Source organism: Aeromonas sp. S41-2, assembly GCF_027705845.1.
Classification (GTDB): domain Bacteria; phylum Pseudomonadota; class Gammaproteobacteria; order Enterobacterales; family Aeromonadaceae; genus Aeromonas; species Aeromonas hydrophila.
In genome coordinates, this window is sequence record NZ_JAPDCG010000020.1 from 1 (window position 1) to 23,574 (window position 23,574).

At 57.6% G+C, this 23,574-nt stretch carries 16 protein-coding genes and 1 pseudogene; 8 read left to right on the forward strand and 9 right to left on the reverse strand.

Translation table 11 applies throughout. From position 1 onward, the window contains the following. Nucleotides 1-280: 280 nt before the first annotated feature. The 5 genes from OKC44_RS21865 to OKC44_RS21885 all read right to left on the reverse strand — a co-directional run bounded on the left by OKC44_RS21865 (nucleotide 281) and on the right by OKC44_RS21885 (nucleotide 6,253). The gene (locus OKC44_RS21865) at nucleotides 281-541 is read right to left on the reverse strand and encodes a hypothetical protein (RefSeq protein WP_081250417.1); all 261 of its coding nucleotides are present in this window, start codon (nucleotides 539-541) and stop codon (nucleotides 281-283) included. Nucleotides 542-692: 151 nt separating this feature from the next. Next, on the reverse strand, nucleotides 693-2,726 hold the full coding sequence (locus OKC44_RS21870) for an integrase (protein ID WP_010635907.1): 2,034 nt from the start codon (nucleotides 2,724-2,726) through the stop codon (nucleotides 693-695). Further along, a complete protein-coding gene (locus OKC44_RS21875; protein ID WP_042889248.1) occupies nucleotides 2,719-4,281 on the reverse strand; it encodes a site-specific integrase in 1,563 nt (520 codons plus the stop codon). Before OKC44_RS21875 ends, OKC44_RS21870 begins: the two co-directional genes overlap by 8 nt. Continuing rightward, nucleotides 4,268-5,515 (reverse strand): tyrosine-type recombinase/integrase, encoded by a 1,248-nt coding sequence (locus tag OKC44_RS21880; protein WP_010635909.1) that lies wholly within the window; start codon nucleotides 5,513-5,515, stop codon nucleotides 4,268-4,270. Before OKC44_RS21880 ends, OKC44_RS21875 begins: the two co-directional genes overlap by 14 nt. Nucleotides 5,516-5,674: 159 nt before the next feature. Continuing rightward, nucleotides 5,675-6,253 carry a single-stranded DNA-binding protein gene (locus OKC44_RS21885; protein WP_011707639.1) on the reverse strand — a complete coding sequence of 193 codons (579 nt, stop codon included), beginning with the start codon at nucleotides 6,251-6,253 and terminating at the stop codon, nucleotides 5,675-5,677. 523 nt (nucleotides 6,254-6,776) lie between these two features. Here OKC44_RS21885 and OKC44_RS21890 point away from each other — a divergent pair. From OKC44_RS21890 to OKC44_RS21920, 6 genes and pseudogenes are all read left to right on the forward strand, one after another. Next, nucleotides 6,777-7,436, forward strand: coding sequence for a LuxR C-terminal-related transcriptional regulator (locus OKC44_RS21890; RefSeq protein ID WP_065475291.1), 660 nt, complete (start codon nucleotides 6,777-6,779; stop codon nucleotides 7,434-7,436). Between the two features lie 95 nt (nucleotides 7,437-7,531). Next, nucleotides 7,532-10,357, forward strand: coding sequence for an excinuclease ABC subunit UvrA (uvrA, locus tag OKC44_RS21895; RefSeq protein ID WP_101617713.1), 2,826 nt, complete (start codon nucleotides 7,532-7,534; stop codon nucleotides 10,355-10,357). Nucleotides 10,358-10,500: 143 nt separating this feature from the next. Beyond that, nucleotides 10,501-12,186, forward strand: a pseudogene (locus tag OKC44_RS21900) (diguanylate cyclase). Nucleotides 12,187-12,632: 446 nt separating this feature from the next. Beyond that, complete coding sequence (locus OKC44_RS21910; RefSeq protein ID WP_011707635.1) at nucleotides 12,633-13,244, forward strand: OmpW family outer membrane protein; 612 nt, start codon at nucleotides 12,633-12,635, stop codon at nucleotides 13,242-13,244. A gap of 219 nt (nucleotides 13,245-13,463) precedes the next feature. Continuing rightward, nucleotides 13,464-15,443 (forward strand): HAMP domain-containing methyl-accepting chemotaxis protein, encoded by a 1,980-nt coding sequence (locus OKC44_RS21915; RefSeq protein WP_029305191.1) that lies wholly within the window; start codon nucleotides 13,464-13,466, stop codon nucleotides 15,441-15,443. A gap of 8 nt (nucleotides 15,444-15,451) precedes the next feature. Further along, nucleotides 15,452-16,936: an ABC transporter substrate-binding protein gene (locus tag OKC44_RS21920; protein ID WP_270815087.1), complete on the forward strand. Its 1,485-nt coding sequence runs from the start codon at nucleotides 15,452-15,454 to the stop codon at nucleotides 16,934-16,936. A 63-nt stretch (nucleotides 16,937-16,999) separates the two neighbouring features. Here the strand turns inward: OKC44_RS21920 and OKC44_RS21925 are convergent, their stop codons facing one another. Beyond that, on the reverse strand, nucleotides 17,000-17,791 hold the full coding sequence (locus OKC44_RS21925; RefSeq protein WP_219282215.1) for a GNAT family N-acetyltransferase: 792 nt from the start codon (nucleotides 17,789-17,791) through the stop codon (nucleotides 17,000-17,002). Nucleotides 17,792-18,119: 328 nt separating this feature from the next. On the opposite strand from OKC44_RS21925, the gene metF reads away from it, so the two are divergent. Next, complete coding sequence (gene metF, locus OKC44_RS21930; protein ID WP_005306036.1) at nucleotides 18,120-19,016, forward strand: methylenetetrahydrofolate reductase; 897 nt, start codon at nucleotides 18,120-18,122, stop codon at nucleotides 19,014-19,016. Nucleotides 19,017-19,078: 62 nt separating this feature from the next. Here the strand turns inward: metF and OKC44_RS21935 are convergent, their stop codons facing one another. Both OKC44_RS21935 and OKC44_RS21940 read right to left on the reverse strand, forming a co-directional pair. Continuing rightward, a complete protein-coding gene (locus OKC44_RS21935; protein WP_270815089.1) occupies nucleotides 19,079-20,143 on the reverse strand; it encodes a DUF3103 family protein in 1,065 nt (354 codons plus the stop codon). Between the two features lie 150 nt (nucleotides 20,144-20,293). Next, nucleotides 20,294-21,445 carry a benzoate/H(+) symporter BenE family transporter gene (locus OKC44_RS21940; RefSeq protein ID WP_215783400.1) on the reverse strand — a complete coding sequence of 384 codons (1,152 nt, stop codon included), beginning with the start codon at nucleotides 21,443-21,445 and terminating at the stop codon, nucleotides 20,294-20,296. A 121-nt stretch (nucleotides 21,446-21,566) separates the two neighbouring features. On the opposite strand from OKC44_RS21940, the gene OKC44_RS21945 reads away from it, so the two are divergent. After that, nucleotides 21,567-22,136, forward strand: a complete 570-nt coding sequence (locus OKC44_RS21945) for a helix-turn-helix domain-containing protein (protein ID WP_270815093.1) — start codon at nucleotides 21,567-21,569, stop codon at nucleotides 22,134-22,136. A gap of 8 nt (nucleotides 22,137-22,144) precedes the next feature. On the opposite strand, the gene OKC44_RS21950 is transcribed toward OKC44_RS21945, so the two are convergent. After that, nucleotides 22,145-23,341 (reverse strand): NnrS family protein, encoded by a 1,197-nt coding sequence (locus OKC44_RS21950; RefSeq protein ID WP_270815094.1) that lies wholly within the window; start codon nucleotides 23,339-23,341, stop codon nucleotides 22,145-22,147. Nucleotides 23,342-23,574: the final 233 nt, after the last annotated feature.

A 23,574-nucleotide genomic window follows, 5' to 3' on the forward strand; every position in this document is an offset into this window, starting at 1 on the left:
GTTGTGGTCGTGGCAGAGGTGGTAGGATAGGCATCAACTCAGTCCTTTGGGTGTGGCTTGTTTTGTTTAGCGACTAACCAGATCGCACAAACTGGACTGAGTTCCCTTCCTCCGGTGATCTACTATTCGGAACAGCTATTTAGCACCTTCATTCGAAAAGTATCACAATTCAATATGGGCAACCGCACGCATGCTCAGTTTTTGTTCACCCCATTGATATCAGTCAGTATGTCTTTTTCCAGCTAGTTGCTATTCATCGCCGCCCCGTCACCATACTATGTTATCGCCTCTCACCGTCAGAACGCTCACGGTCAATAGTTGTCAACGGTGCATTGAGTTGATGTTCTTTCATCCCATGCTTGTATGCATTGTATTGCCAGATCACAAACTGCTGTTTGTATCTCCGGTTCTCCTCTTTAAGCTCCTCGATTTCACTTTCAAGATTCACAATCCTTGCAGCTGCGATGTTCAAACTAGCTGGACGCGGATTTTTGGGGCCACGGCCTTTAAGCGCCTCTTTCTTTGTTTGATAGGCAGTCACTATTGCCTCATGCGCATTAAGGGACTGTCTTGACGGCAACTTTCCGACCAATGGCTCTGCCGCCTCACAGATTGCCGACCAGGAGAGTTTTGGTTCCTGCCATCCTCGAATTAGATTCACGATGGCATGAATGTCTCTATTGTCTAGATGCTTAGCCAAGGCCTCCCCCTAACAAGGTTTTCAAATCATCTAACATCACAGCTTCTTCGCTTTCTTTGCCTTTTTTCTCAATGGCCTCAATAGACTTTTTTTCAGCAACACGGCGAAGCTGGCTGAAATCATTGCCACGGAGCTTAATCTGGGCACCATTTTCAATGTCTGGATTCTCTAAAATAGCTACTAGCTCCCGAAGCCGGGTGACGGTTTTCTTGTGGTACTGATACCAGCGATCAGCACCCATCTCGCCGCTTTCAACTGCCGCATCAGCGAGAAAAAACAGTCGCTCCGACTTCTCCAGACGTTTCTTAATTCGATCCAACTTTTCTGTATCATCGCCTTTGATACAAACTTGCTCAGTACAATTGACGCAATCTCGGAACTTCTCGCAGGGACTCATGGTGTAATCATGCACACAGTAGCCATACTCCGTCACATGGACTGCGGCATGCTCTAATGTATTGAACTCCTGCATAGTCACGGGCAGATGCTTTGCCACCTCGCCAACAGGCCCAAATAGCGCTTTTGTGGGGTCTAGGCGTTCGGCCATGCCAACCAGTTCGTATTCGGTCATGTGGTTGTAGGTTCGATTTTGTTTCACATCAGCCCGCCCTGACCACTTGGCAATTTCCAGGTTTGACAGTCCACCACGCTGGGCAATGGTGTTGAGCAGGTGTCGAGCCTGATGCGAGGTCAATTTGACCCGTTCTCCGTTTTCAGTACGGTAACCATGGCGATCAAAGATACTGGCATGTTTTCCATCCAGAGCCTCACGAGGAGCCAGATCATGGTTGAAGAAGTTATTGGTTGGCTTATGTAATTCAACCGGAAGGCATCCCCGATATCCGTGGAACTGATTTGCATTCAGTGCAAACAAGGCGTCGCTGTACCTAATCCCCCTCTCTTTATCAAACCACGGGAAGCCTTCTGGCAAACGCGCCATAGTGTGTTGCCACAGGCTATTTAGCGTATGCACACCATTTTTTGGGGCTAACCCTCGACTATAAAGAGAGGTATGGCATTGCTTTCTGGATTCACAGACAAGGCCGAGTGCCATACAGGCCTGCTCCATAGTCAACAGCTCATCATCAGCGACATCAGGGCAGTTAGCATGGCGGTAAAATTTATCCGGGTGTTTCTCTATCCCCTTGGCCAGTTGTCGGGCATTTTCAGATAGCATTTTAGCTCTGGCGACGGCGGTTTTAGCGACGCCGACCATCACGGTTGGAATCCATTTGATGTCGCCTTCATAGCCTTTCCCCGCAAAAAAACGCCAGCCGTAGCGTTCTATCCCTTCACGATCCGTTTCAAATACCTCGCAATCCGCAGGCAGTGCTAACACCTCCGAAATGCGTGACGGTGCTGACATCAGCATGGCAAATACCGATGTTGTGAATATGTCTCGCTCATGAATTGGGTCGTTGGCAAAAATTTCTGCCAACGCATTGAGGGCAATATCACTTGGAAGTTTCTTTTCCCTATTTTTCTTCGCCTCTCTACCTGTTTTATTCTTGTCGTCAGCACGCTTAATTGGATTGACCCAATTGTGCACTGCACTTGATACAAGCTGGTGTTCGACTACAAACTTAGCCAGCCGCTCAATCTCTCGACCGCATTGATATGCTGAGCCATCTGAGTAGTGCTGCCTTGCTAATTCAGCGGCTTCATCAAGCACGGAAATCGACAGGCCCTCAATATTTGCGCTCCCAGTTACTTGAAGCAATGCAGCCTCAACCGCTCGGAGCGCCTTACTTTCATTCTTTGTCCCCGTGAGACGATGCCCCTGCTGGTAACGGAAATAGGCTTTGGCGAAATCAATGAACGCTGGGTCTTGTACCTCTTGAGGTTTAGGTTTGCGAGTAGTGATGCCCAACTTGGAAAACACAGTTATGTTTGGCCAAACAGGATCTTCCCACTTGAGGTCAGAACCAAATACGGTCAGTTGATGTCGGCACTTGGCTATGAATGCTTCAAGATTATCTGTTGCTGTCAGCGTAGCCTTTGGCTTGAACTGGAAAGTCTCAGCCATTGGTAATTAATCCCTGTTGGCTAAGCTCTTCACGACGAGAAGCACAACGCATGATCACGTCTGCCACCGCGATGATGCTACGATCAAGCACAGCAGCAATCTGGATGTCGCCAGTTATCTCTTTCACCCGTTCACGCTCATTAAGCAAGCCCTGATAGACATCTTTATGTGGGCCATCCAGCCATGGCTGAAAATGCATGCAAGTGTAGCAAGGAATCGGGACATTCGCGCCACAAAAGCCATGTTCGCCACAAGTACCAACACCCTGACCCATCTCGGTCCGAATACGGCTGGTAGGATCGTTCCCTCGCTGAGCATCCCTCTCTGAATCGACAAGTACCCCGACAAATGCCTGAGCGTATGGCGCCAATTGAAGCCCAATCGCCTCATCCAGCTTTTTCACATGCTCGGGGATATTTTTGACGTAAACACCTGCGTTTTGAGTATCGGAATGGTCAAGCAGTTCCGCTATTACCAACTCGCCAAAACCCTCACGGGCAGCCCGTGTGCCCGTGGTATAACGAAAACGGCGAGCATTGATATTCAATAGATCACCAGTACGTTCTGACCGGATATCTGATTCTTCTACGATTAAGTGGAATGTTTTAGTTATCACTGAAGCGGCGATATGGAGTTTGTCAGTGGCAATCAGTTGGCGGAATTCATAAGGGGATTGGATGGTCGCTAGCACATCAAGATCAGGAAACAGAGGGATCTGCTGCCGGTCAGCTTCCTGCAATTCAATCCCGAGACGATTCTCAACCAGAGCAACAGCATTCTTTGCCTGAGCACTCAGGACTGCCCATAGTTCGAGAGTCATCGCATAGGGCTTGAAGCGTTCGCGAAAAAAGCTATTACGTTGCTTGGCTCGCGGCACATTCAATACATAGAAGGGTTCACCCTTTTCATTTTCTCCGCAGAGAATATCAACCACGCGCAGCTGCGAGATCTGGATTGAGCGACGCCCCGTATGACTGACGCTAAGAGCCATAGCCAACTGAGCAATGGTAATTAAGCTCTTTTCATAAGCTCGTACAACCGCCTCGTTGAACGCTTGAAGTTCATTATCCGTCAACGGCCCCTCTAGAGGATCCAATCGCTTAACCGCATCCCCCTTACGCACCCCTTTTAGCCTCCATCCATCAAGTAAACACACCACGTTCTTGCTAACACCGGAATAACCCAGCTTGTGCCACTGTCGCAGGAAGGTGCGAACAACACCTAACCGATATTCATGAGCCGCATCCAAAGAAGACCTGTATCCAATCAACATGACATCGTCAATACGAGTAGCTTTAGTTGCACGAATCATTGCTAAGAAACACCAGAAACTACTATGTACGTGAGCAGCAGACATGTTCCTTGCATAAAATGACAGTGTATAAAGAGCCCCCTTCAGAGACTCTGGTTCCAGAAGTCCATGTAGCACTCCAACCGGAATAGAGGTGTTTTTATCTAGCCGCCATTTTTGATCATGCAGCATAAAATAGTATCCGTTCGCCCTTGCCGAGATTCGCTCGGGATCTAATGCTGGTAAGATGCTATTCGTCATCATTCTTCAAGTCCTCAGGCAAGCGAGTACCGTTAGCTTTTTGTAATGCCAAAGCGGCCTCAAACCCTTTTTGCTGAATGAAACGCTTGTTGTAAGTCGCTGCGGTTCCTGAGCCCGCCCTCCAACCCATTAAGTACGAGCGGACTTGCTCTTGGCGTTCCTCGCTGACTTGCTCATCCATGGCATCCATTCGCTCTGAAAACTTGCGATTCCATGTGTGACGGAGCGAGTGCCCTGTTGCTGCATACAATTGCGGCGAAACGGCCCTGACCACGGTAAATATTTTGTGATACCCCCCCTTGGAGATAGGGTTTCCCACAGTTGGCCCACGCTTGTAAGTCACGAACAGGTAGTCATTTTTCTTCGCATTTCGGACATTACGACGATCTTGGGTGATATAACGATGCAGTTCTTGAACTAAGGATTCAGCCAACGGTAATAGCCGCTCTCTAGTTTTAGCATTAGGCTCATTGGTTCTCGAATCCGCTCGTTCATCTGCTCGCCTCACGACACGGATCCTGTTCGTGCTAAAATCGATATCCTGTATTCTGATGTTTAACAATTCACCACCTCGAATACCAAGATAAAACAGAAGCAAGATCATCAGTCGATTGCGACGCTGGACATCTATTGAGAAAGGGTTTGACTCTGATCCAGGCTGGATGAGTTCAAATAGTGCATCCAATTGAACATCACTCAATGACCTGTCTTGCAAATCACTGTTTCTGCCCTTTTTAGACGGTCGCCGCATCTTTGTCTGCTCCGCCATGGCATTGATCTGTTCAACAACTTCCAATTCTGGCGTCTTTAAGATATGCATCGCATACCAGCGTAAGTAGTTGGCAAAGGTTGTCAGCCGAGAATGCTGTGTCCCGTTATCAACGGTATTGATCGTTGCATCTTCCAACCAAGGTTTAGAGGGCACCATCAATGGCTTCTTTCCTTGCTTGCACTGAGCAAAATCGCGCAGATCGTCCAGCTCATGTGGCTTAAAGAAGTCTTTGTTCAAAAACCGCTGCTCAAGGTTAATGCCTCGACGATCTACAAAGCGTAACAACAAGACTAGGTTGTTAGCAGCAGCTAGCGTTGTTGAGAAAGCATTGCCTCTATTGCGGATTTGGGTTGTTAAAAACAAAGTTGGGTAATACATGGGAAGGCCAGTAGCACGATCCACCACCATGCAGTAGCGCTCGCCACTATCCATGACAAATGTTGTAACTCTGTAGTTCTTTTCCATGCGCCCACAACCCATAAACATTACATAATTACAAGGTACACTACATGTTAAACATCACCAATTGATACAAGACACTTTCTCCCGGCGTTAGAAACAAAAAACCCCTGCTTTAACAGGGGCCTATGCGTCAATTCTTTACATTTTGTTCTAAGGTCAATCTCAGAACGGAATGTCGTCGTCGAAGTCCATCGGCGGCTCATTGTACACCGGCGGTGCAGACTGTGGCTGCTGGGCCGGACGAGCGTAGCCGCCCTGTTGCTGCATGTTCTGCTGCGGAGCCTGGGCAGGACGCGCCTGGTTCATCGGCTGCTGGGACTGCATGCCCTGCTGCTGACCCCAGTTGCCCTGAGACTGGCCACCCATGCCCTGGCCGGCGCCGCCTTGCGGACGGCCACCCAGCATCTGCATCACGCCGCTGAAGCCATCGACCAGCACTTCGGTGGTGTAACGCTCCTGGCCGCTTTGATCCTGCCACTTGCGGGTCTGCAGCTTGCCTTCAACATAGACTTGGGAGCCTTTCTTCAGGTACTCGCCAGCTACTTCGGCCAGCTTGCCCATGAAGACGACGCGGTGCCACTCGGTACGCTCTTTCTGCTCACCGGTCTGCTTGTCGCGCCAGGTGTCGGAGGTGGCCAGGGTGATATTGGTCACGGCACCGCCGCTCGGCATGTAGCGCACTTCCGGGTCTTGCCCCAGGTTACCGATCAGAATGACTTTATTGATGCCTCGACTGGCCATAATCTCTCTTCCACCCTTTATATACCGGCCGGGCCATATGCCCGGGCCAATTCAACATATCGTTTGTTTTCTGTGAGATAGGCGATGCTGCAGGGCGGCCCCGCCACTCATGTGATGACTGTGTCCGGTTCAGCGCGCCAGTTGGCCACCTCCCCGTTTTCAGATTTTGCCCGCAATAGTAACAGTTGGGGAGAAAGAGCGCACATCTTCCTGACGCTCCATCCCATGTCCGCCGGACGAAGGATTAACTTACACGAGGCCGACCTTGGCCAGCAAGTGAACAGCAACGGGGAGTCATATGATCGAACGGTCGAGGCGAGAAGGGGGGCCAAAGACCGGTGTGACAGCCCCTGTCCGGCCAGGGGCCAGTATTTCACCCAAATGGGGGGGCTCGGCTAGTTATTTGTATTACTTGGAAAATTGGTGAGTTTCAAAGGAGGCGCATCGGCGTCTAATACTTTTTTAATGCTGCAGCCTGCGGGGGGCTTGGTACTCTCTGCTGCCGAAAAACACCATGGCCGGAATGTTCAAGGACCAGCGCTTCATGATCACCCCATATCCCATCGTATTGGTAACCGAAGACAATGCGCAGGCGACCAGCTTTCAGAGCTACCTGGCCGAACAGCTGGCTCTGCCCATCCTGCTGGTGAGTGCACTGGAAGCCCTGCCTCAAGTGGATGAACTCGAGCCGCATCCGTTGTTTCTGGTGGATCTGGATTACCTCAAGTCGAGCCAGCAAACGGGGTGGCCACGGGAGATCTCCAGTCGCTTCGGGGAAGCCAATACCGTGCTGCTCAATGCCCCGACCAGTACGGATCGGGAGTTGCTGCTGATGTGGCCCCATACCAGCGGGCTCTTCTTCTGTCAGGATCCGCTGGATCGGCTGGTGCTCGGCATTCGCAAGGTGCTGGAGGGGGAGTACTGGATCCCGCGCCATCTGCTGTGCGATCTGGTCAACTACTACCGCAAGGGCGGGGAACACCACCTGCGCAACCAGACGCTGCTGACCGTGCGCGAGCAGGAGATCATCCGCTACCTGATGACGGGGGCCTCCAATACCGAGATCGCCGACAGCCTGTTCGTGAGCGAGCACACCATCAAGTCCCACCTCTACAATGTCTTCAAGAAATTGAACGTGAAGAACCGCCTGCAGGCGGTGAGCTGGGCCAAGGAGTATCTCTGAAATCGATGGGGATGATGGATAAAACCTGTCTATTCATCCAGTAGTCTCTATGCCATACTGACTCGCTCAGGTTTCCGTATCGAGCGTGCAACAAGATGGAAAAGATCGTGGTCCGGGGTGCTCGCACCCACAACCTCAAGAACATCAATCTGACCCTGCCCCGCGACAAGCTGATCGTGGTCACCGGCCTCTCCGGTTCGGGCAAATCCTCCCTGGCGTTCGATACCCTCTATGCCGAGGGGCAGCGCCGTTATGTGGAGTCGCTCTCCGCCTATGCCCGCCAGTTCCTCTCCCTGATGGAGAAGCCGGACGTCGACCATATCGAGGGGCTCTCGCCCGCTATTTCCATCGAGCAGAAGTCCACTTCCCACAACCCGCGCTCGACCGTCGGCACCATCACCGAAATCTATGACTACCTGCGTTTGCTGTTCGCCCGGGTCGGTGAGCCGCGCTGCCCGACCCACGCCATTCCGCTCGCCGCCCAGACCATCAGCCAGATGGTGGATCAGGTGCTGGCCCAGCCGGAGGGGAGCAAGCTGATGCTGCTGGCCCCGGTGGTGCGCGATCGCAAGGGGGAGCACACCAAGCTGCTGGAGAATCTGGCGGCCCAGGGCTACATCCGTGCCCGCATCGACGGCGAGGTGTGCGATCTCTCCGACCCGCCCGCGCTGGAGCTGCACAAGAAGCACACCATCGAGGTGGTGGTGGACCGCTTCAAGGTGCGCGATGACCTGGCCCTGCGTCTGGCCGAGTCGTTCGAAACGGCGCTGACCCTCTCCGGTGGCATCGTACTGGTGGTACCGATGGACGGTGAAGAGGGGGTTGCCCCCATGACCTTCTCCGCTAACTTCGCCTGCCCGGAGTGCGGCTACTCCATGTCGGAGCTGGAGCCGCGTATCTTCTCCTTCAACAACCCGGCCGGTGCCTGCCCGACCTGCGACGGCCTCGGGGTGCAACAATATTTCGATCCGGCCAAGGTGATCGGCGATCCGGCCATCAGTCTGGCCAACGGTGCCATCCGCGGCTGGGACAAGCGCAGCTTCTACTACTTCCAGATGCTCAAATCCCTCTCCGAGCACTACAAGTTCGATCTGGAGACGCCGTGGGAGGATCTGCCGCCGAAGACTCAAGAGGTGATCCTGCGCGGCTCCGGTCGCACCGAGATCGAGTTCCGTTATATGAACGATCGCGGTGACGTGGTGGTGCGCAAGCACCCGTTCGAGGGGATCCTGCACAACATGGAGCGGCGCTACCGGGAAACCGAGTCCAACTCGGTGCGTGAAGAGCTCTCCAAATATATTGCCAACAAATCCTGTGCCAGCTGCGGTGGTAGCCGACTGCGGGAGGAGGCGCGCCACGTATTCGTCGACAACCGCAACCTGCCGGCCATCGCCGAGCAGTCCATCGGCGATGCGCTGGCCTTCTTCGAGGGGCTGAACCTCACCGGTCAGCGCGCCCAGATTGCCGAGAAGATATTGAAAGAGATCGTCGAGCGGCTCGGCTTCCTGGTGAACGTGGGGCTCAACTATCTGAGCCTGTCGCGCAGCGCCGAGACCCTTTCCGGTGGCGAGGCCCAGCGGATCCGGCTGGCCAGCCAGATCGGTGCCGGTCTGGTGGGGGTGATGTATGTGCTGGACGAGCCCTCCATCGGCCTGCACCAGCGCGACAACGAGCGGTTGCTCAAGACCCTCACCCATCTGCGCGATCTCGGTAACACGGTGATCGTGGTGGAGCACGACGAGGACGCCATCCGCCTTGCCGACCATGTGCTCGACATCGGCCCGGGGGCCGGGGTGCACGGCGGTGCCATCGTCGCCCAGGGCACACCGGAAGAGATCATCAATAATCCAGAGTCGCTGACCGGTGACTACCTCTCCGGTCGCAAGCAGATCGCCATTCCCGCCGAGCGTACTCCGCTCACCGGCAAGTGGCTGAAACTCAAGGGGGCGAGCGGCAACAACCTGCGCAACGTCAACCTGGATCTGCCGATCGGAGTGATGACCTGCGTTACCGGCGTCTCCGGCTCCGGCAAGTCGACTCTGATCAACGACACCCTGTTCCGCATCGCTCACCGCGAGCTCAACAAGGCCACCGAATCCACCCCGGCGCCCTATCGCAGCGTGGAAGGGCTGGAGCACCTGGACAAGGTGGTGGATATCGACCAGAGCCCCATCGGCCGCACCCCGCGTTCCAACCCGGCCACCTATACCGGCCTGTTCACCCCGATCCGCGAACTGCTCTCCGGCACCCAGGAGGCGCGTTCCCGTGGCTACCAGCCGGGTCGCTTCTCCTTCAACGTGAAAGGGGGACGCTGCGAGGCATGTCAGGGGGATGGCGTCATCAAGGTGGAGATGCACTTCCTGCCGGATGTCTACGTGCCGTGCGACGTCTGCAAGGGCAAGCGCTACAACCGCGAGACCCTGGAGGTGAAGTACAAGGGCAAGAACATCCACGAAATCCTCGAGATGACGGTGGAAGATGCCCGCGAGTTCTTCGATCCGGTGCCGGCGGTGGCGCGCAAGCTGCAGACCCTGATGGATGTGGGCCTCTCCTATATCCGCCTCGGTCAGTCGGCCACTACCTTGTCTGGCGGTGAGGCGCAGCGGGTCAAGCTGGCGCGGGAGCTCTCCAAGCGGGATACCGGTCAGACCCTCTACATCCTGGATGAGCCGACCACCGGGCTGCACTTCCACGATATCCAGCAGCTGCTCAAGGTGCTGCACCAGTTGCGGGATCGTGGCAACACCATCGTCATCATCGAGCACAATCTGGACGTCATCAAAACCGCCGACTGGATCGTCGATCTGGGGCCGGAGGGGGGCGCCGGCGGTGGTCGCATCCTGGTGACGGGGACGCCGGAGCAGATGAGCCGTTGCGAGGATTCCCATACGGCCCGCTTCCTGGCGCCGCTGCTGGCGTGATAATCCGTTCAATAATGTGACAAGGGGCCCTGGGCCCCTTGTTTTTATTGTGGTAATTCAGTGACCTCCAGACGGGCCGATACTCCATACTTGGGGCAAGACCCTTCCCGTTTCGCATTGCCATTCAAAGGATATTGGCGCCCATGGCTCAACCGTCCCGCTCCATCGATCATTTGCTGGCCTACTCCATGTTCCCCGTCTGGGCTGGCGCCATCCTGATGCTGCTCATCGTGATCGCGCTGGCCCAGGTGCCGGCGGCGCAGCGGGTCGAGGAGCGGCGGATGCAGGATCATCTGCAACGGGTGGTCAGGGCCGTGCAGGGCGACATCAATGCCATCAATGCTTTCACCCGGGATTGGGGGATCTGGGACGAGAGCTACCACTTCCTGGCCAGGCCCAATCAGGGCTATATCCACTCCAATCTGCTGGTCGACACCCCGATGCGGGACTTTGAGCTCAACGTGCTGAGTTATATGGATTTGCAGGGCTCTGAAATCTGGACTCGCACCCTGCTGCCGGAGGCGCCTGATACGGACACCACCCTGCTCCCCTTCTTTCTGGATGACCTCAAGCTGCAACTGCTGCGTGAATCGCGGCAGGGGGGGATCCACAGTTTGAGCGGGGTGAGAGGATCGTTATGGGGGCCGCTCATCTTCTCGCTGCAACCGGTGACCAATACCCTCGGCGATGCCAAACCCAATGGCTATCTGCTGGCGACCCGTTGGCTGGATGAACGCTATCTGGACGATCTGGCGGCGCGGACCGCGCTCGCCTTGACCATTGTCCAGCCCAGAACTGGCGAGCACCAGGGCTCTTTCAAGCCGTTCAAACCATACATGAGCTACCGGTTGGTGGATCTGGGGTTGCAGCGTGTCAGGGGGGAGGGGCTGCTGCTGGACAACGACGGTACCCCCGTCTTGACCCTGATTGTGGAAGAGGAGCGTGACGTGCTGCGGGGGGCGATGGAGGGGGCGATCTGGACCTTCATCGGCATGCTGCTGATAAGCTTCGCCTGCATTCTGATGGCTCTGTCCCGCTTGCGCGCCATCGTGCTCGGGCCGATCGGCGAGTTGGTGGGGGCGCTGCACAAGTTTGCCGAAAAGCAGGATGTGAGCGTGTTGCCGATCATCAACAGCAGTCAGGAGATGGCGCTGCTCAGTCGCAAGTTCCGGGAGATGGCGGCCAGGATCAGCTTGCACCACAGCGCCTTGCAGGCTTATTCATCCCGGATGGAGACGGCCGCCTATACGGATCCGTTGACCCACGCCTTCAACCGGCGCTACCTCGATGAATAGTTGCTCAATCGCGATGATCTGGCGGCAGGCCGGGTGTTGCTGATCCTGGATCTGGATCACTTCAAGCAGGTCAACGATCGCTTCGGCCACGACATCGGCGATCTGCTGTTATGCCAGCTGGCGGAGTTGCTGCGGGGGGCCCTCGCTGAGGAGGAGCCGCTGATCCGGCTGGGTGGCGAGGAGTTTTTGCTGTTGCTGGTTGGTGATGAGCCGACACGGGTTGCCCAGCGGGTCGAGCGTCTGCGCCGCAAGATTGCCGACTGCCGCTTCGGGCGCGAAGAGTTGCCGCTCTGGATGACTGCTTCACTGGGATTCTGCGATTACCCCCTGCATCGGGAGCTGGAGGATTCGTTCTGGAACCTGAGCTTCAAACTGGCGGACATGGCGCTGTACCGGGCCAAGCAGGAGGGCAGAAATCGCTGGCGCGGATATAGCGGGGAACTGGGGCCGGCGCAGTGGGATTTGAACCCGGAGCAGATTGTGGCGGGGGAGTGGCTGCTGTGTCAGGCGTCTCACACCAGCCAGTCGGCTTAGTGGGTTAGAATTAATAGCGCCATGCCGAGAACGAATCCCAATAAAATAAACAGGAAGGAGCCAATACCCCAAATGGCCGCCAGTATGGCTACTATTTTGTCCCTTCTGGTTTGTGGTTTCATAAAGAATTTCTTACAGCCCGGCTACATGGCTCGCAAAAATACTCTGGTTGAGCGAGTGAAACAACCGTTTTTAGCCGTTTAAAGCCCCAATAAGATGCATTTAAATTATTCTTTAATGTGGGTGGTTTGATTTCGAATTGACGTATCAATATGTTTTTATTGTTTATTTCGCCAATTGTCAGCCGCATTTCGAGAGTCTTAAGCTGCTGTACACATCTATCTATTTCTTGGTAACGTTTGAGCTAAATCAATAACTCTGCATTCACATACCTTTATAGTTTTCAGGCTTGCAACATATAAAACGAAAACTAAAAGGAAAACGTGATGAAAAAGATCCTTCCTCTGATGATCGCAGCCGCGCTCGCTTCTCCCGTCGCCATGGCCCACCAGGCTGGTGATATTCTGGTGCGTGGCGGCCTGGCCTTTGTTTCTCCGCAAACGAGCAGTGACAACGTGCTGGGTACCGGCGAGCTGGAAATCGACAGCAATATGCAGCTGGGTCTGACGCTCTCTTATCTGATCACTGACAACTGGGGTGTCGAGCTGCTGGCAGCCACACCCTTCTCCCACTCGGTATCCACCGCCGGTCTGGGCGAAGTGGCCAAGGTCAAGCACCTGCCGCCGACCCTGATGGCGCAGTACTACTTCGGTGATGCCAACAGCAAGGTACGCCCCTATATCGGTGCCGGTATCAACTACACCACCTTCTTCGATGAGCAGGGCCGCGGCGCGCTGGATGGCACCGACGTGAGCGTGGACTCCTCTTGGGGCATGGCCGGTCAGGTCGGCCTGGACATGGCGATCAATGATCGTTGGTTCGTCAACGCCTCCGCCTGGATCATGGATATCGATACCGACGTGCACACCGCCGTGGGTACCATCAACACCTCCATCGATCCCATGGCCTTCATGTTTGGTGTCGGCTATCGCTTCTGATAGGACACAGGGTTGGCCCCCCCACGGGCCGTTACAGCTAGCATGTCTCTTTGGCCCGGCACAGTCCGGGCCCTTTTACGCGCAAAGCGTCCCCCGTCAACTGTGATCCAACCCCATATAGATCAATAAAATACCCTCGGTCTCCCCTCTATAATTCGCCCCTTGTGCCGATAGTGTCTATGTTCACGTTACCTTTCCCCCACGAGTGAGGATGTCTCCATGGGTTTATCTATTGTGCAGCGGATCATCGCCGGATTTGTGTTGATGCTGCTGCTGTTGATCCTGCTGGGTGTGATCAGCACCCTGAAGATCAGGGGCATCAACGACGGCTTGTCACAGGTCTCCGACCGGGCAACCCCGTTGGTGATTGCGGTGGCCGGCCTGAAAGGCGCCCTGCAGGACAGCAACCGCTGGGTGCTGGTCTACCGGACCAACGAGGATGCAAGCCAGCTGCCGCAGCTGGCCAGCCAGTTCAAGGAGCAGCAGGCGCGTTTCAGTCAGCTGAGCCAGGAGATGGACAAGTTTAGCGGGGTGGCTGAGGCCGGCTCTCGTTTTCAGCAGGTCGATACCGCCACCAAGCAGTTCTACGGCCTGGCTGAACAGGTGCTCTCCCAGCACAGCCAGTGGGTCAATGCCCAGGATCAGCGCCACAAGCTGGAGATTGCCTTTATCCGGCTGGAAGACACCTACCAGTGGGCTGCCGATCTGCTGTTGCAGCAGACCGCCAGCAAACGCTCCATGCGCAACAAGGCTGAACTCATCACCTCGGGCATCGCGCGCGATCTGAAGAACATTCGCCGGGCCGATGCCAAGACCGATCTCAATGAGCTGGAGAAGGTGCTGAGCAAGGACATCGAGATGGCCCGCAAGCGGCTCGATCGGGTGCTGGTGCCGGATGACGTGAAGCAGCGCTTCGTCTCCAACCTCGACCGGATGCAGGAGCTGGCACTTGGCCAGCAGGGGCTGCTGGCGACCATGCGCAATGCCCAGCAGCTGGCTGCCTCGCTGCAGACCCTCAATCAGCAACTCGATGCCAGCCTGATCAACAGCCTGGGCCTGCTCGACGAGATGGGACAGTCGGCCGGCTCGATTGCCAGCCAGAGCCGCACCACGGCGGATGATGCGGTCAGCAGCGCCAGCTTCTGGATCCTGGTGGTGGCCGCCATCTCGGCCGCCGCCGCCCTCATCATCGGCTATACCACGGCGCGCAGCATTCAGCGTCCGCTGCAGATGATCAACAAGGAGCTGGACTACATGGCGGCCGGGGACATGACCCGCCGCATCAACTATCGCAGCAGCTGCGAATTCGGCGCGCTCTCCCGCTCCATCGATACCCTGGCCGGCAAAACCGGCGAGCTGCTCTCCCAGATCAATGCCGGTTCCCGCCATCTGGTGGAGGAGGCGAGCCGTGCCGCCGAGATAAGCGAAAGAGCCGTGTCCCGGGTTCAGGATCAGAAGAGCCAGACTGATCAGGTTGCTGCCGCCATCACCGAGCTAGAGGTGAGTGCCACCGAGGTGGCCCGTTCCACCGATGGCACCAAACGGGAGGTTGATCTGGCCGATGATGAAGCCCGCAGCGGTCGCCAGAAGGTGGCGACCACCCGTCGTATCACGGAGCAGCTGGCAGGCGCCATGGAAGAGGCCGTTGGCATCACCTACAAGCTGGGTGAGTTCAGCAACAACATCGGCAGCATCCTCGATGTGATCCGCAGCATCGCCGAGCAGACCAACCTGCTGGCGCTGAACGCCGCCATTGAGGCGGCACGGGCCGGCGATGCCGGCCGTGGCTTCGCCGTGGTGGCAGACGAGGTGCGGGCACTGGCCAACCGCACCCAGACCTCGACCGAAGAGATCCAGGCGATGATCGAGAACCTGCAGAGCTCGAGCAAGCTGGTGGTGGAGGTGATGGGGCGCAGTCAGGAGCAGACCCACAACTGTGTCGAGCAGACCCGGGAGATGGATGCGGCCCTGCAATCCATCGCCGACCGGATGAGCGCCATCAAAGCGATGGCGGATCAGGTGGCGCATGCCGCCCAGGAGCAGATCTCGGTCAGCCAGGGGGTGGCCCGCCATATCTCAGGTATCGCCGAGGTGGCCTACGAGACCGAACGGGAAGCGCGGGAGTCGGCTGGCAGCAGTGAAGTGCTGGCGGATCTGGTCGCCAAGCAGCAGCAATTGATCGCACATTTCAAGGTTTAGGAGGGCTTATGTCTAACAAGTGGATCGGGGCCCTGAGTCTCCTGTTGTGTGGTCAGCTGATGGCCAGCGAGCTGGTGATCGAGAGCTGGCGGATTGATGACAAGGCATTGTGGGAGCAGAAGATCATTCCTGCCTTCGAGGCCTCCCACCCGGGCATCCAGGTGAAGTTCAACGGGGTGCAGAACGTCGACTACATGCCGACCCTGTGGGCCAGTCTGAAAGAGGGCAAGGCGGGGGATCTCATCACCTGCCGGCCGTTCGACGATTCTCTGGCTCTGTTCAAGGCGGGCCACCTGGCGGAGCTGACCGAGATGTCGGGGATGGAGAACTTCCCAAGTTTTGCCCAGTCACCCTGGCAGACCGACTCCGGCGCCCAGACCTTCTGCGTGCCGATGGCCTCGGTGATTCACGGCTTCTTCTACAACAAGAAGATTTTCAGTGAGCTGGGGCTGAGCGTGCCGCAAACCCGGGATGCCTTCTTCGCGGCGCTCGACAAGGTGAAAGCCGATGGCCGCTATGTGCCGCTCGCCATGAGCGGCTCGGAAAGCTGGGTATCCTCCGAGCTCGGCTTCCAGAACATAGGCCCCAACTACTGGAAGGGGGAGGATGGTCGACTGGCGTTGATCGGGGGGCAGGAGCGCTTTGACAACCCGCCCTACGTCAAGGTGTTCGAGGAGCTGGCGCGCTGGCGTCCCTACCTCGGCGAAGGTGGCGAGAGCCGTGACTATGCCGCGACCAACGAGCTGTTTACCTCGGGCAAGGCCGCCTTCTACGTGGCGGGTTCCTGGGAGATCGCTCCCTTCACCGGCAAGGTGGACTTTGGCGTGATGCGCCCGCCCGTGGCAAAGCAAGGTGATGGCTGCTTCTTTACCGACCACACCGACATCGGGATGGGCATGAACCCGGCCAGCAAGAACAAGGAGGCGGCCATGGCCTTCCTGCAGTGGCTGACCACGCCCCAGTTCGCCGAGCTCTATACCAACTCGCTGCCCGGCTTCTTCTCCCTCTCCAACCACTTCTTCGAAGTCACCAATCCGGCGGCGAAGGAGATGATGGAGTGGCGGGATCAGTGCGACTCCACCATCCGGGTAGCCACCCAGATCCTCTCCCGTGGTACGCCCAAGCTGGGGGACGAGCTGGCCGAAGTGAGTCAGGCCGTGCTGCTTGGCAAGATGGAGCCCAAGGCGGCAGCCGATCGGCTGGAGCAGGGCCTGAAGGGCTGGTATCCGCCTCATCAGGGCAACAAGGTGAAGGGGGCCGATTGCCAGTGTGATGTCCCGGCCGCCGCGCCCGCAGCATCGGCCGCCGCTGCGACCACCGAGCCTCCTGCCGCTGCATCCGCCGCGACGCCGGCGGTGACAGAGGCACCTGCCACCCCGGCGCCGTCAGCAACGCCTGCCGCAGCGGCATCTGCCGCGGCCGCGCCGTTGCCGGCTCCGTCGGCCGAGGTGGAGCAGGCGCTCTCCAACGAGCTGGAAACACCGCAGCAATAGCTGCCGGCAGATAAACAACGGGAGGCATCAGCCTCCCGTTTTCTTTGCTGTCAGTCTGTGAAGTCACTGCACCGAATGAGGCCAGCGGCAGAGGCTGCCGATGCGGGCCACCGGAGCGAACCCGAGCGAGCGATAGACGCGCTGGGCGTGATAGTGCTCGTCGGCCACTATGATGAGCCGGTCGACCCGCGTCAGCCCGTGCCTGGCAACCTGGCTCAGCAGCTGACGGCACAACCCCTGATTGCGCCATGCCTGCCTTGTGCGCACCAGTTGGAAGCGGCCCAGAGTATCGGTGAAGAAGAGGCCGCAACTGGCGACCAGCTGTTCCTGCTGCCAGATCCCCCACCACTGACCCAGCCCGTCCCCGATCATCGCCTCGTACAATTGGCGGCGTGACTGCAGATAGGGCAGGTAGCTCTGCTCCGAGTGGCCGGGATCCCGCTCCTCCAGTTCAAAGGCCAGCCACTCGTCCCAGTCGGCCGGGGTAAAGGGGCGCGCAGCCACCGTCGCGGCTGGTGGTTGCCAGTCTGCGGCCTCCAGTGCCAGCACCACACACTCCATGTACTGGTATCCCGCCGCCACGAAGCCGGCTACCCGGCTGTTCTGGCCGGCCGCGAGAGGCCACTGGAAGGTGCGGTGTCTGACTCGGGGATCCTGCCCGATCAGCTTGTCGAAACTGGCCTCGAGCCAGCCCTTGTCGTGATCGCTGGGGGGAAAGGGGAGCAGCAGATAGTTGCCGAAGTAGTAATCGGGAGCATCGGGAGTGCGCACGGCCCAGAACTGCTCATGGTCGACCACGTTGCCTTGATAGCGATCGAACAGCAAGTCGGTGGCAAAGCCGGGGTGGGTGTCCATGATGATGCTCCTGCGAATGGTTCAATTGGTTATCGGCAGGAAGAGGAAGAGGTTGAAAAGGGGCCGGAGAAACCTCCGGCCAAACAATCACACGCAGATTCAGAACGTCCAGGACGATCTGCGTTCATCATAACGCGACTCGCCGGATTTTGGGATGGGGTGCCAATCGTTACTTTGGCTTTATTGCCAAATAAAAATCGGCGGCCTTCCTCTCGCTGTAAAACAGTGTTGACTTTGTGCCATTTTCTCATAAAGATAGAAAGACGTTTAGACGTCCAAACATCCGTTTTGACGTAGAGAAATGGATTGCAGGGCAGGGAGAGAGCAGATGGGATTTCACAGCGCACGTCAGGTTGAGGCACTCAACCAGAGTCTGGCAGATTTGAGTGGCGACATATCGGTCAGTTTCGAGTTTTTTCCGCCCAACAGCGAAGGGATGGAAAATACCCTGTGGCAATCCATCGAGCGCCTGAAAGTGCTGGAGCCCAAGTTTGTGTCGGTGACCTATGGCGCCAACTCGGGCACCCGGGATCGCACGCACAAGGTGATCAAGGACATCAAGGAGCGGACCGGTCTGATCGCCGCCCCGCACCTGACTTGTATCGACGCCAGCCGCGATGAGCTGCGCACGATTGCCCGCGATTACTGGAACAGCGGTATCCGCCATATCGTGGCGCTGCGCGGGGACCTGCCCCAGGGGCTGGAGAAGCCGGAGATGTATGCCACCGATCTGGTGGCTCTGCTCAAGGCCGAAGCGGACTTCGATATTTCGGTGGCCGCTTACCCGGAAGGGCACCCGGAAGCGCGCAGTGCGCAGTCGGATCTGCTCAACCTCAAACGCAAGATTGATGCCGGTGCCAACCGCGCCATCACCCAGTTCTTCTTTGACGTTGAGACCTACCTGCGCTTTCGGGATCGCTGCGCCGCCATCGGCATCGATGCCGAAATCGTGCCGGGGATCCTGCCGGTTTCCAACTACCAGACCCTGGCCAAGTTTGCCGGCTTCACCAACGTGAAGATCCCGCGCTGGATGCATCAGCGCTTCGAAGGGCTGGATGACGATCAGATGACCCGCAACATGGTGGGGGCCAGCATCGCCATCGATCAGGTGCGGGTGCTGAGTCAGGAAGGGGTGAAGGATTTCCACTTCTATACCCTGAACCGCTCCGAGCTGACTTACGCCATCTGCCACACCCTGGGGGTGAGGCCGAAAGGCCAGCCGTAACGGATCGCGGGCACAAAAAAAGCCAATGAGTCGCTCATTGGCTTTTTTGTTATGGCGACCAATCAGGGCCTGGTGGGGGCGATCTCTTTGGGTTCGAGATCGATCACCGCATTGCCGGCTGCGCCTGGATACTGGTGATAGCTCTGGTCCTGCTCCAGGGTGTAGAAGGTATCCAGATAGTCGTCGTTGTTGGTCATCCAGGAGTCGGGCAGCGCTTTGACGATGCGACCGCCGAGATCGAGTAAGGGCAGTGCCTCGGGCACGCCGCCAGCCGTGAAGGCCAGCTTGAGGGCATCGATGAACAGGCCGCTCAGCTCCTTGTAGTTGACGTTGTCGTCCTGCTCCATCATGACGATGTCGACGGCACCCCAGCGATAGCGATCCCAGTAAACCAGGATCTGGTTGGGGGTGTAGTCGGTGTTGTCATAGTCGAGATAGGGCATGTCTACGATGTCGACCACGGGCTCATCCCGGCTGGGATTGACCCCTGCGACCACCGCATACACCTCGGCCGCACCCAGCAGCCAGGGCTCCTGATCATCCTTCAACCGAATTTTCTTCAGGATGCTGGTCTTGAGTGGTGCCGTGCTGGCAGCCGCACGGGGAGCCACCTGCATGTCGGCGGCAGCCAGCGCCTTGCGGATCACCTTGAGGCCGGCGTTCTTGGCCTTGACGGGATCGGCCTCCACGACCAGGACCGGACGGGCCGGTGCCTTGTCCACATCCAGATAGACGGGGTTGCCGGCGCTGTCGAAGGCTTCGATGGCGCTCCAGCTCTTCTCATCTCCGCTCGGTACATAGGCGACCAGCGGCTCGACACCCTGCTGCAGCGCGGCGGCCTGTTCCGGGTTGGCCAGTCGCAGCTGCATCAGCTCCTTGACCTCGCCGTCCAGCCCTTGTCGGCTGATGGCTGCCTGGTTGGCATCCCGAGCCTGGCGTTTCAGGCGCGGACTGGCCTTTTGCAACAGGTTGGGCAGCGGGCTCTGGTACTCCTGATTGCTGAGCAACGGCAGCAGGTTTTTCTGCTGCAGCGCGAGCTGGCGAGCCAGCTCCCGATCGGTGTCGGCAGCGTGGGCAGTGGTGGCGCCCAGCAGTGCCAGTAACAAAATGACAGCCTGATTCCTCATTATTATTCTCCAGTTTATGAGTCTGACATGAGGCACGCATCGGGGAAGAAGAAGTGCCTCGACACCACTTAATGGCAATTAGTTTCAGCTGTGAACCAATTTTTCTGAATTATGTGCGGTGTCTCACGGGGGGCTCCCCAGATGGTCAGGTCAGTTTCTCCGCTGGTTGACTTGATACAGGATGATGCCGACAAGCAGCCCCCAGCAGGCGGCACCGATGCCGAGCAGGCTGATGCCGGAGGCGGTGATGATGAAGGTCAGCAGGGCGGCCTCACGGGCATCGTCGTGTTGCAATGCGGTGTGCAGGCTGCTGCCGATGGTGCCGAGCAGCGCCAGCCCGGCGACACAGGTCACCAGTGTCGCCGGGAAGGCCGTGAACAGCGCCGCCACCGTAGCTCCGAAACAGCCGGTCAGCAGGTAGAAGCCGCCGGCCCACACCGCCGCGGGCCAGCGCCGGTTGGCGTTCGGATCCACCTCTTTCCCCATGCAGATGGCCGCAGTGATGGCCGCCAGGTTGAAGGCATAGCCGCCGAAGGGCGCCAGCAGCAGACCGGTGAGGCCGGTCCAGGTGATGAGGGATGAGGTGGCGGGCTGATAGCCGTGGGCCCGCAAAATGGTAATGCCCGGCATATTCTGGGAGGTCATGGTGACGATGAACAGTGGCAGAGCGATACCGAACAGGGCACCAAGGGAAAACTCTGGCCAGGTCATGACCGGGCCGGCCAGTTGCCAGTGGATGGTGTCAAGCTGCAGCTGGCCTCTCAGCAGGCAGATGAGAATGCCGGTCGCCAGTACCAGCACCATGGTATAGCGTGGCCAGAGATGACGGCCGAGCAGGAACGCCAGCAGCAGGCTGCCGAGCAGCAAGGGATCTGCCGGGGCGACCTTGAACAGATCCAGCCCGAACTTGAGCAATACCCCGGCCAGCATGGCCGCCGCGAGCTGGGCCGGGATATGGCGCATCAGCCGATCGAACCAGCCGCTGATACCGCACAGGGTGATCAGCAGAGAAGAGATAATGAAGGCGCCGATGGCTTCGGCCAGGGTGAAGTGACCCAGGCTGGTGATGAGCAGGGCGGCACCCGGGGTCGACCAGGCGGTCAAGACAGGGATGCGATAATAGAGGGAGAGGCCGATGCAACTGATACCCATGCCGATACCCAGCGTCCATAGCCAGGATGCGAGCTGGGCAGCATCGGCCCCCGCTGCTGTGGCTGCCTGAATGATCAGGATGACCGAGCTGGTATAGCCGACCATCACGGCGATGAAGCCGGCGACCAGATGAGGAAGGGCAAAGGGCATGGTGACGTCCTTGTGGGGTTGTGACGGTTTGTGCGTTATTGCGTACAATATTGCTTCAGACTATATCGCTGTGCGCTATAGCGCACAAGGCGATTCAAGCATGTACAACAAAGAGGCAGTCATGCAAGAGATGAATCAGCATCTGGCCCAACGTCTGAAGGACTTGCGCAGCGAACTGGGCTGGAGCCTGGATGTAGCGGCGCGGGAGACGGGAGTGAGCAAGGCCATGCTGGGCCAGATTGAACGGGGGGAGTCGAGCCCGACGGTGGCCACCCTGTGGAAGATTGCCACCGGCTTTCGGGTCTCCTTCTCCAGCTTCATCGAGCCGACCCCGGCAGAGCAGGGGGAAGTGCTCTATCGCACCGCAGATGCGATTCGCCAGCAGCCGGCGGGAGAGGGCATGCAGGTCGCCCCTCTCTTCCCTTATGAGGGGCGCTTTGGATTCGAACTGTTTGAGCTGACTTTGTTGCCTGGTTATCAGCGAGAATCAGAACCCCATGAACCCGGGGTGACCGAACATGTCATCGTCATCAGTGGCCTGATGGAAGTGCTGGTGGAAGGGGAGTGGCGCTCATTGACGCAGGGGGAGGCGGTGCGTTTTGCGGCCGACCGCCCCCATGGCTATCGCAATCTGGGAGTGGCCCCTGCCATCTTCCACAATCTGATCCACTATCCGGCCAGCAGAGCTTGACCCCCGGGTCAGCCTGGACGCCCATCAGCCCGGGGGCCGGTCAATATGGGAGCATAGACCCAGACAAATAGACCATATGCCAGGCTCCAGGCCAGGCCGCTCAGGTTCCAGCCGTGCAGGGTATAGGCCGGCCAAAGCAGCGGGATCAGCACCCGGATCAGGGCCGCCATGATCACCAGCGCGAAAGCGCACTGGATCCTGCGCCCAACCTGCAAGGCCCGGCCGCTATGACCAAGAGAGACCCGGGCTATCATCCCCAGGATCATGGTGCCCATGCAGCCGGCACTGAGCAGGTGGCTGGCCAGCGACAGGCTGATGGGCAGGCCGGCAGCCAGAGCACCAAGGGCGAGCAGACCGAGAGGAATAAACAGGTAGGCGAGGTGCAGTGACCACAAGAGGGGTTGGCCAAGAGTGGAAGGCAGCCGCCAACGCAATTGGCGCCACAAGTGCAAAACGGCCGCCACTATATATAGAGGAAGCAGGTAGAGGCTGGTGACCCATGGGGTGGGCAGCAGCAGCCAGCTCACCAGGGTGAGCCACAGCGTGGCAAGGGCAGCCCGCTCCAGCCAGAGAATAGGGACAGCTTTTTCCATCCCGGTGGCTCTGGCGGTAAAGAAGGGGATGACTCGCCCTCCCATTACGGCGATCAGGGTTGTAAACAAGAGCACAGTGGTAATGAGCAGATGTTCCATATCAGCCCACTGCGCCAGCCACAGCCAGCTGGCGGCGTTGAGCAGTGTCAGCACGACCAGTAGAGGCACAAAGAAGAGGTTGCGCCACTGCCTGGTGACCACAATGGGTTTGGCCAGATACCAGGCGCAAAGAGGCAGCCAGAGCAGATCTGCCGCCATCAGCAGGGTATTGTGTTCGCCCAGCCAGGGCAGCAGGGCCCTCGGCAATGCCCACAGCACGACGACCAGCACCAGGGGCCAGCTTCTAACCCCGGGGTGAGCGGTCCAGTTTTGCACTGCCGTCAGCAGGAAGCCCGCGACGATCGCGGCTCCGAAACCAAACAGCATCTCATGGGCATGCCACCAGATGGGATTGCCAATCCCCGGCAGGACGAACCAGCCGTTGAGCTGCCCGAGCCAGCCCAGCATCGCTAATGCCGAGAACGAGGCGCCAAGCAGGAAGAAAGGCCGAAACCCGAGGCGGAACAGAGGAACGATTTTCTCCTCTTTGCGGCTATCCAGGATCTGGTGCATGAATGAAACCTAAATTGAACATTTGAAAAGCTAATTATAAAGTGGCTTTTCAAATGTTCAATTTAAATCCAATGAAAGCCCGAAATGGTGGTGATGCGAGCGAAATAGAACCGCTTTGCTGCATATCTGAGCGAACGAGTTTTTTTGGTGAAAAAGCCCTTGTCATCGCGGCGCGGCTCCCTATAATGCGCCCCTACCAGCACGGCGGAACACGCCAACCTGATGAGCCAGCT

Bases quoted from the DNA above. Each gene is read 5' to 3' on its own strand.
- OKC44_RS21885 (WP_011707639.1), bottom strand. From the start codon at position 6,253: ATGGCCAGTCGAGGCATCAATAAAGTCATTCTGATCGGTAACCTGGGG.
- OKC44_RS21880 (WP_010635909.1), bottom strand. From the start codon at position 5,515: ATGGAAAAGAACTACAGAGTTACAACATTTGTCATGGATAGTGGCGAG.
- OKC44_RS21890 (WP_065475291.1), top strand. From the start codon at position 6,777: ATGTTCAAGGACCAGCGCTTCATGATCACCCCATATCCCATCGTATTG.
- uvrA (WP_101617713.1), top strand. From the start codon at position 7,532: ATGGAAAAGATCGTGGTCCGGGGTGCTCGCACCCACAACCTCAAGAAC.
- OKC44_RS21915 (WP_029305191.1), top strand. From the start codon at position 13,464: ATGGGTTTATCTATTGTGCAGCGGATCATCGCCGGATTTGTGTTGATG.
- OKC44_RS21925 (WP_219282215.1), bottom strand. From the start codon at position 17,791: ATGGACACCCACCCCGGCTTTGCCACCGACTTGCTGTTCGATCGCTAT.
- OKC44_RS21935 (WP_270815089.1), bottom strand. From the start codon at position 20,143: ATGAGGAATCAGGCTGTCATTTTGTTACTGGCACTGCTGGGCGCCACC.
- OKC44_RS21945 (WP_270815093.1), top strand. From the start codon at position 21,567: ATGCAAGAGATGAATCAGCATCTGGCCCAACGTCTGAAGGACTTGCGC.
- OKC44_RS21910 (WP_011707635.1), top strand. From the start codon at position 12,633: ATGAAAAAGATCCTTCCTCTGATGATCGCAGCCGCGCTCGCTTCTCCC.
- OKC44_RS21870 (WP_010635907.1), bottom strand. From the start codon at position 2,726: ATGGCTGAGACTTTCCAGTTCAAGCCAAAGGCTACGCTGACAGCAACA.
- OKC44_RS21920 (WP_270815087.1), top strand. From the start codon at position 15,452: ATGTCTAACAAGTGGATCGGGGCCCTGAGTCTCCTGTTGTGTGGTCAG.
- OKC44_RS21950 (WP_270815094.1), bottom strand. From the start codon at position 23,341: ATGCACCAGATCCTGGATAGCCGCAAAGAGGAGAAAATCGTTCCTCTG.
- OKC44_RS21875 (WP_042889248.1), bottom strand. From the start codon at position 4,281: ATGATGACGAATAGCATCTTACCAGCATTAGATCCCGAGCGAATCTCG.
- OKC44_RS21940 (WP_215783400.1), bottom strand. From the start codon at position 21,445: ATGCCCTTTGCCCTTCCTCATCTGGTCGCCGGCTTCATCGCCGTGATG.
- metF (WP_005306036.1), top strand. From the start codon at position 18,120: ATGGGATTTCACAGCGCACGTCAGGTTGAGGCACTCAACCAGAGTCTG.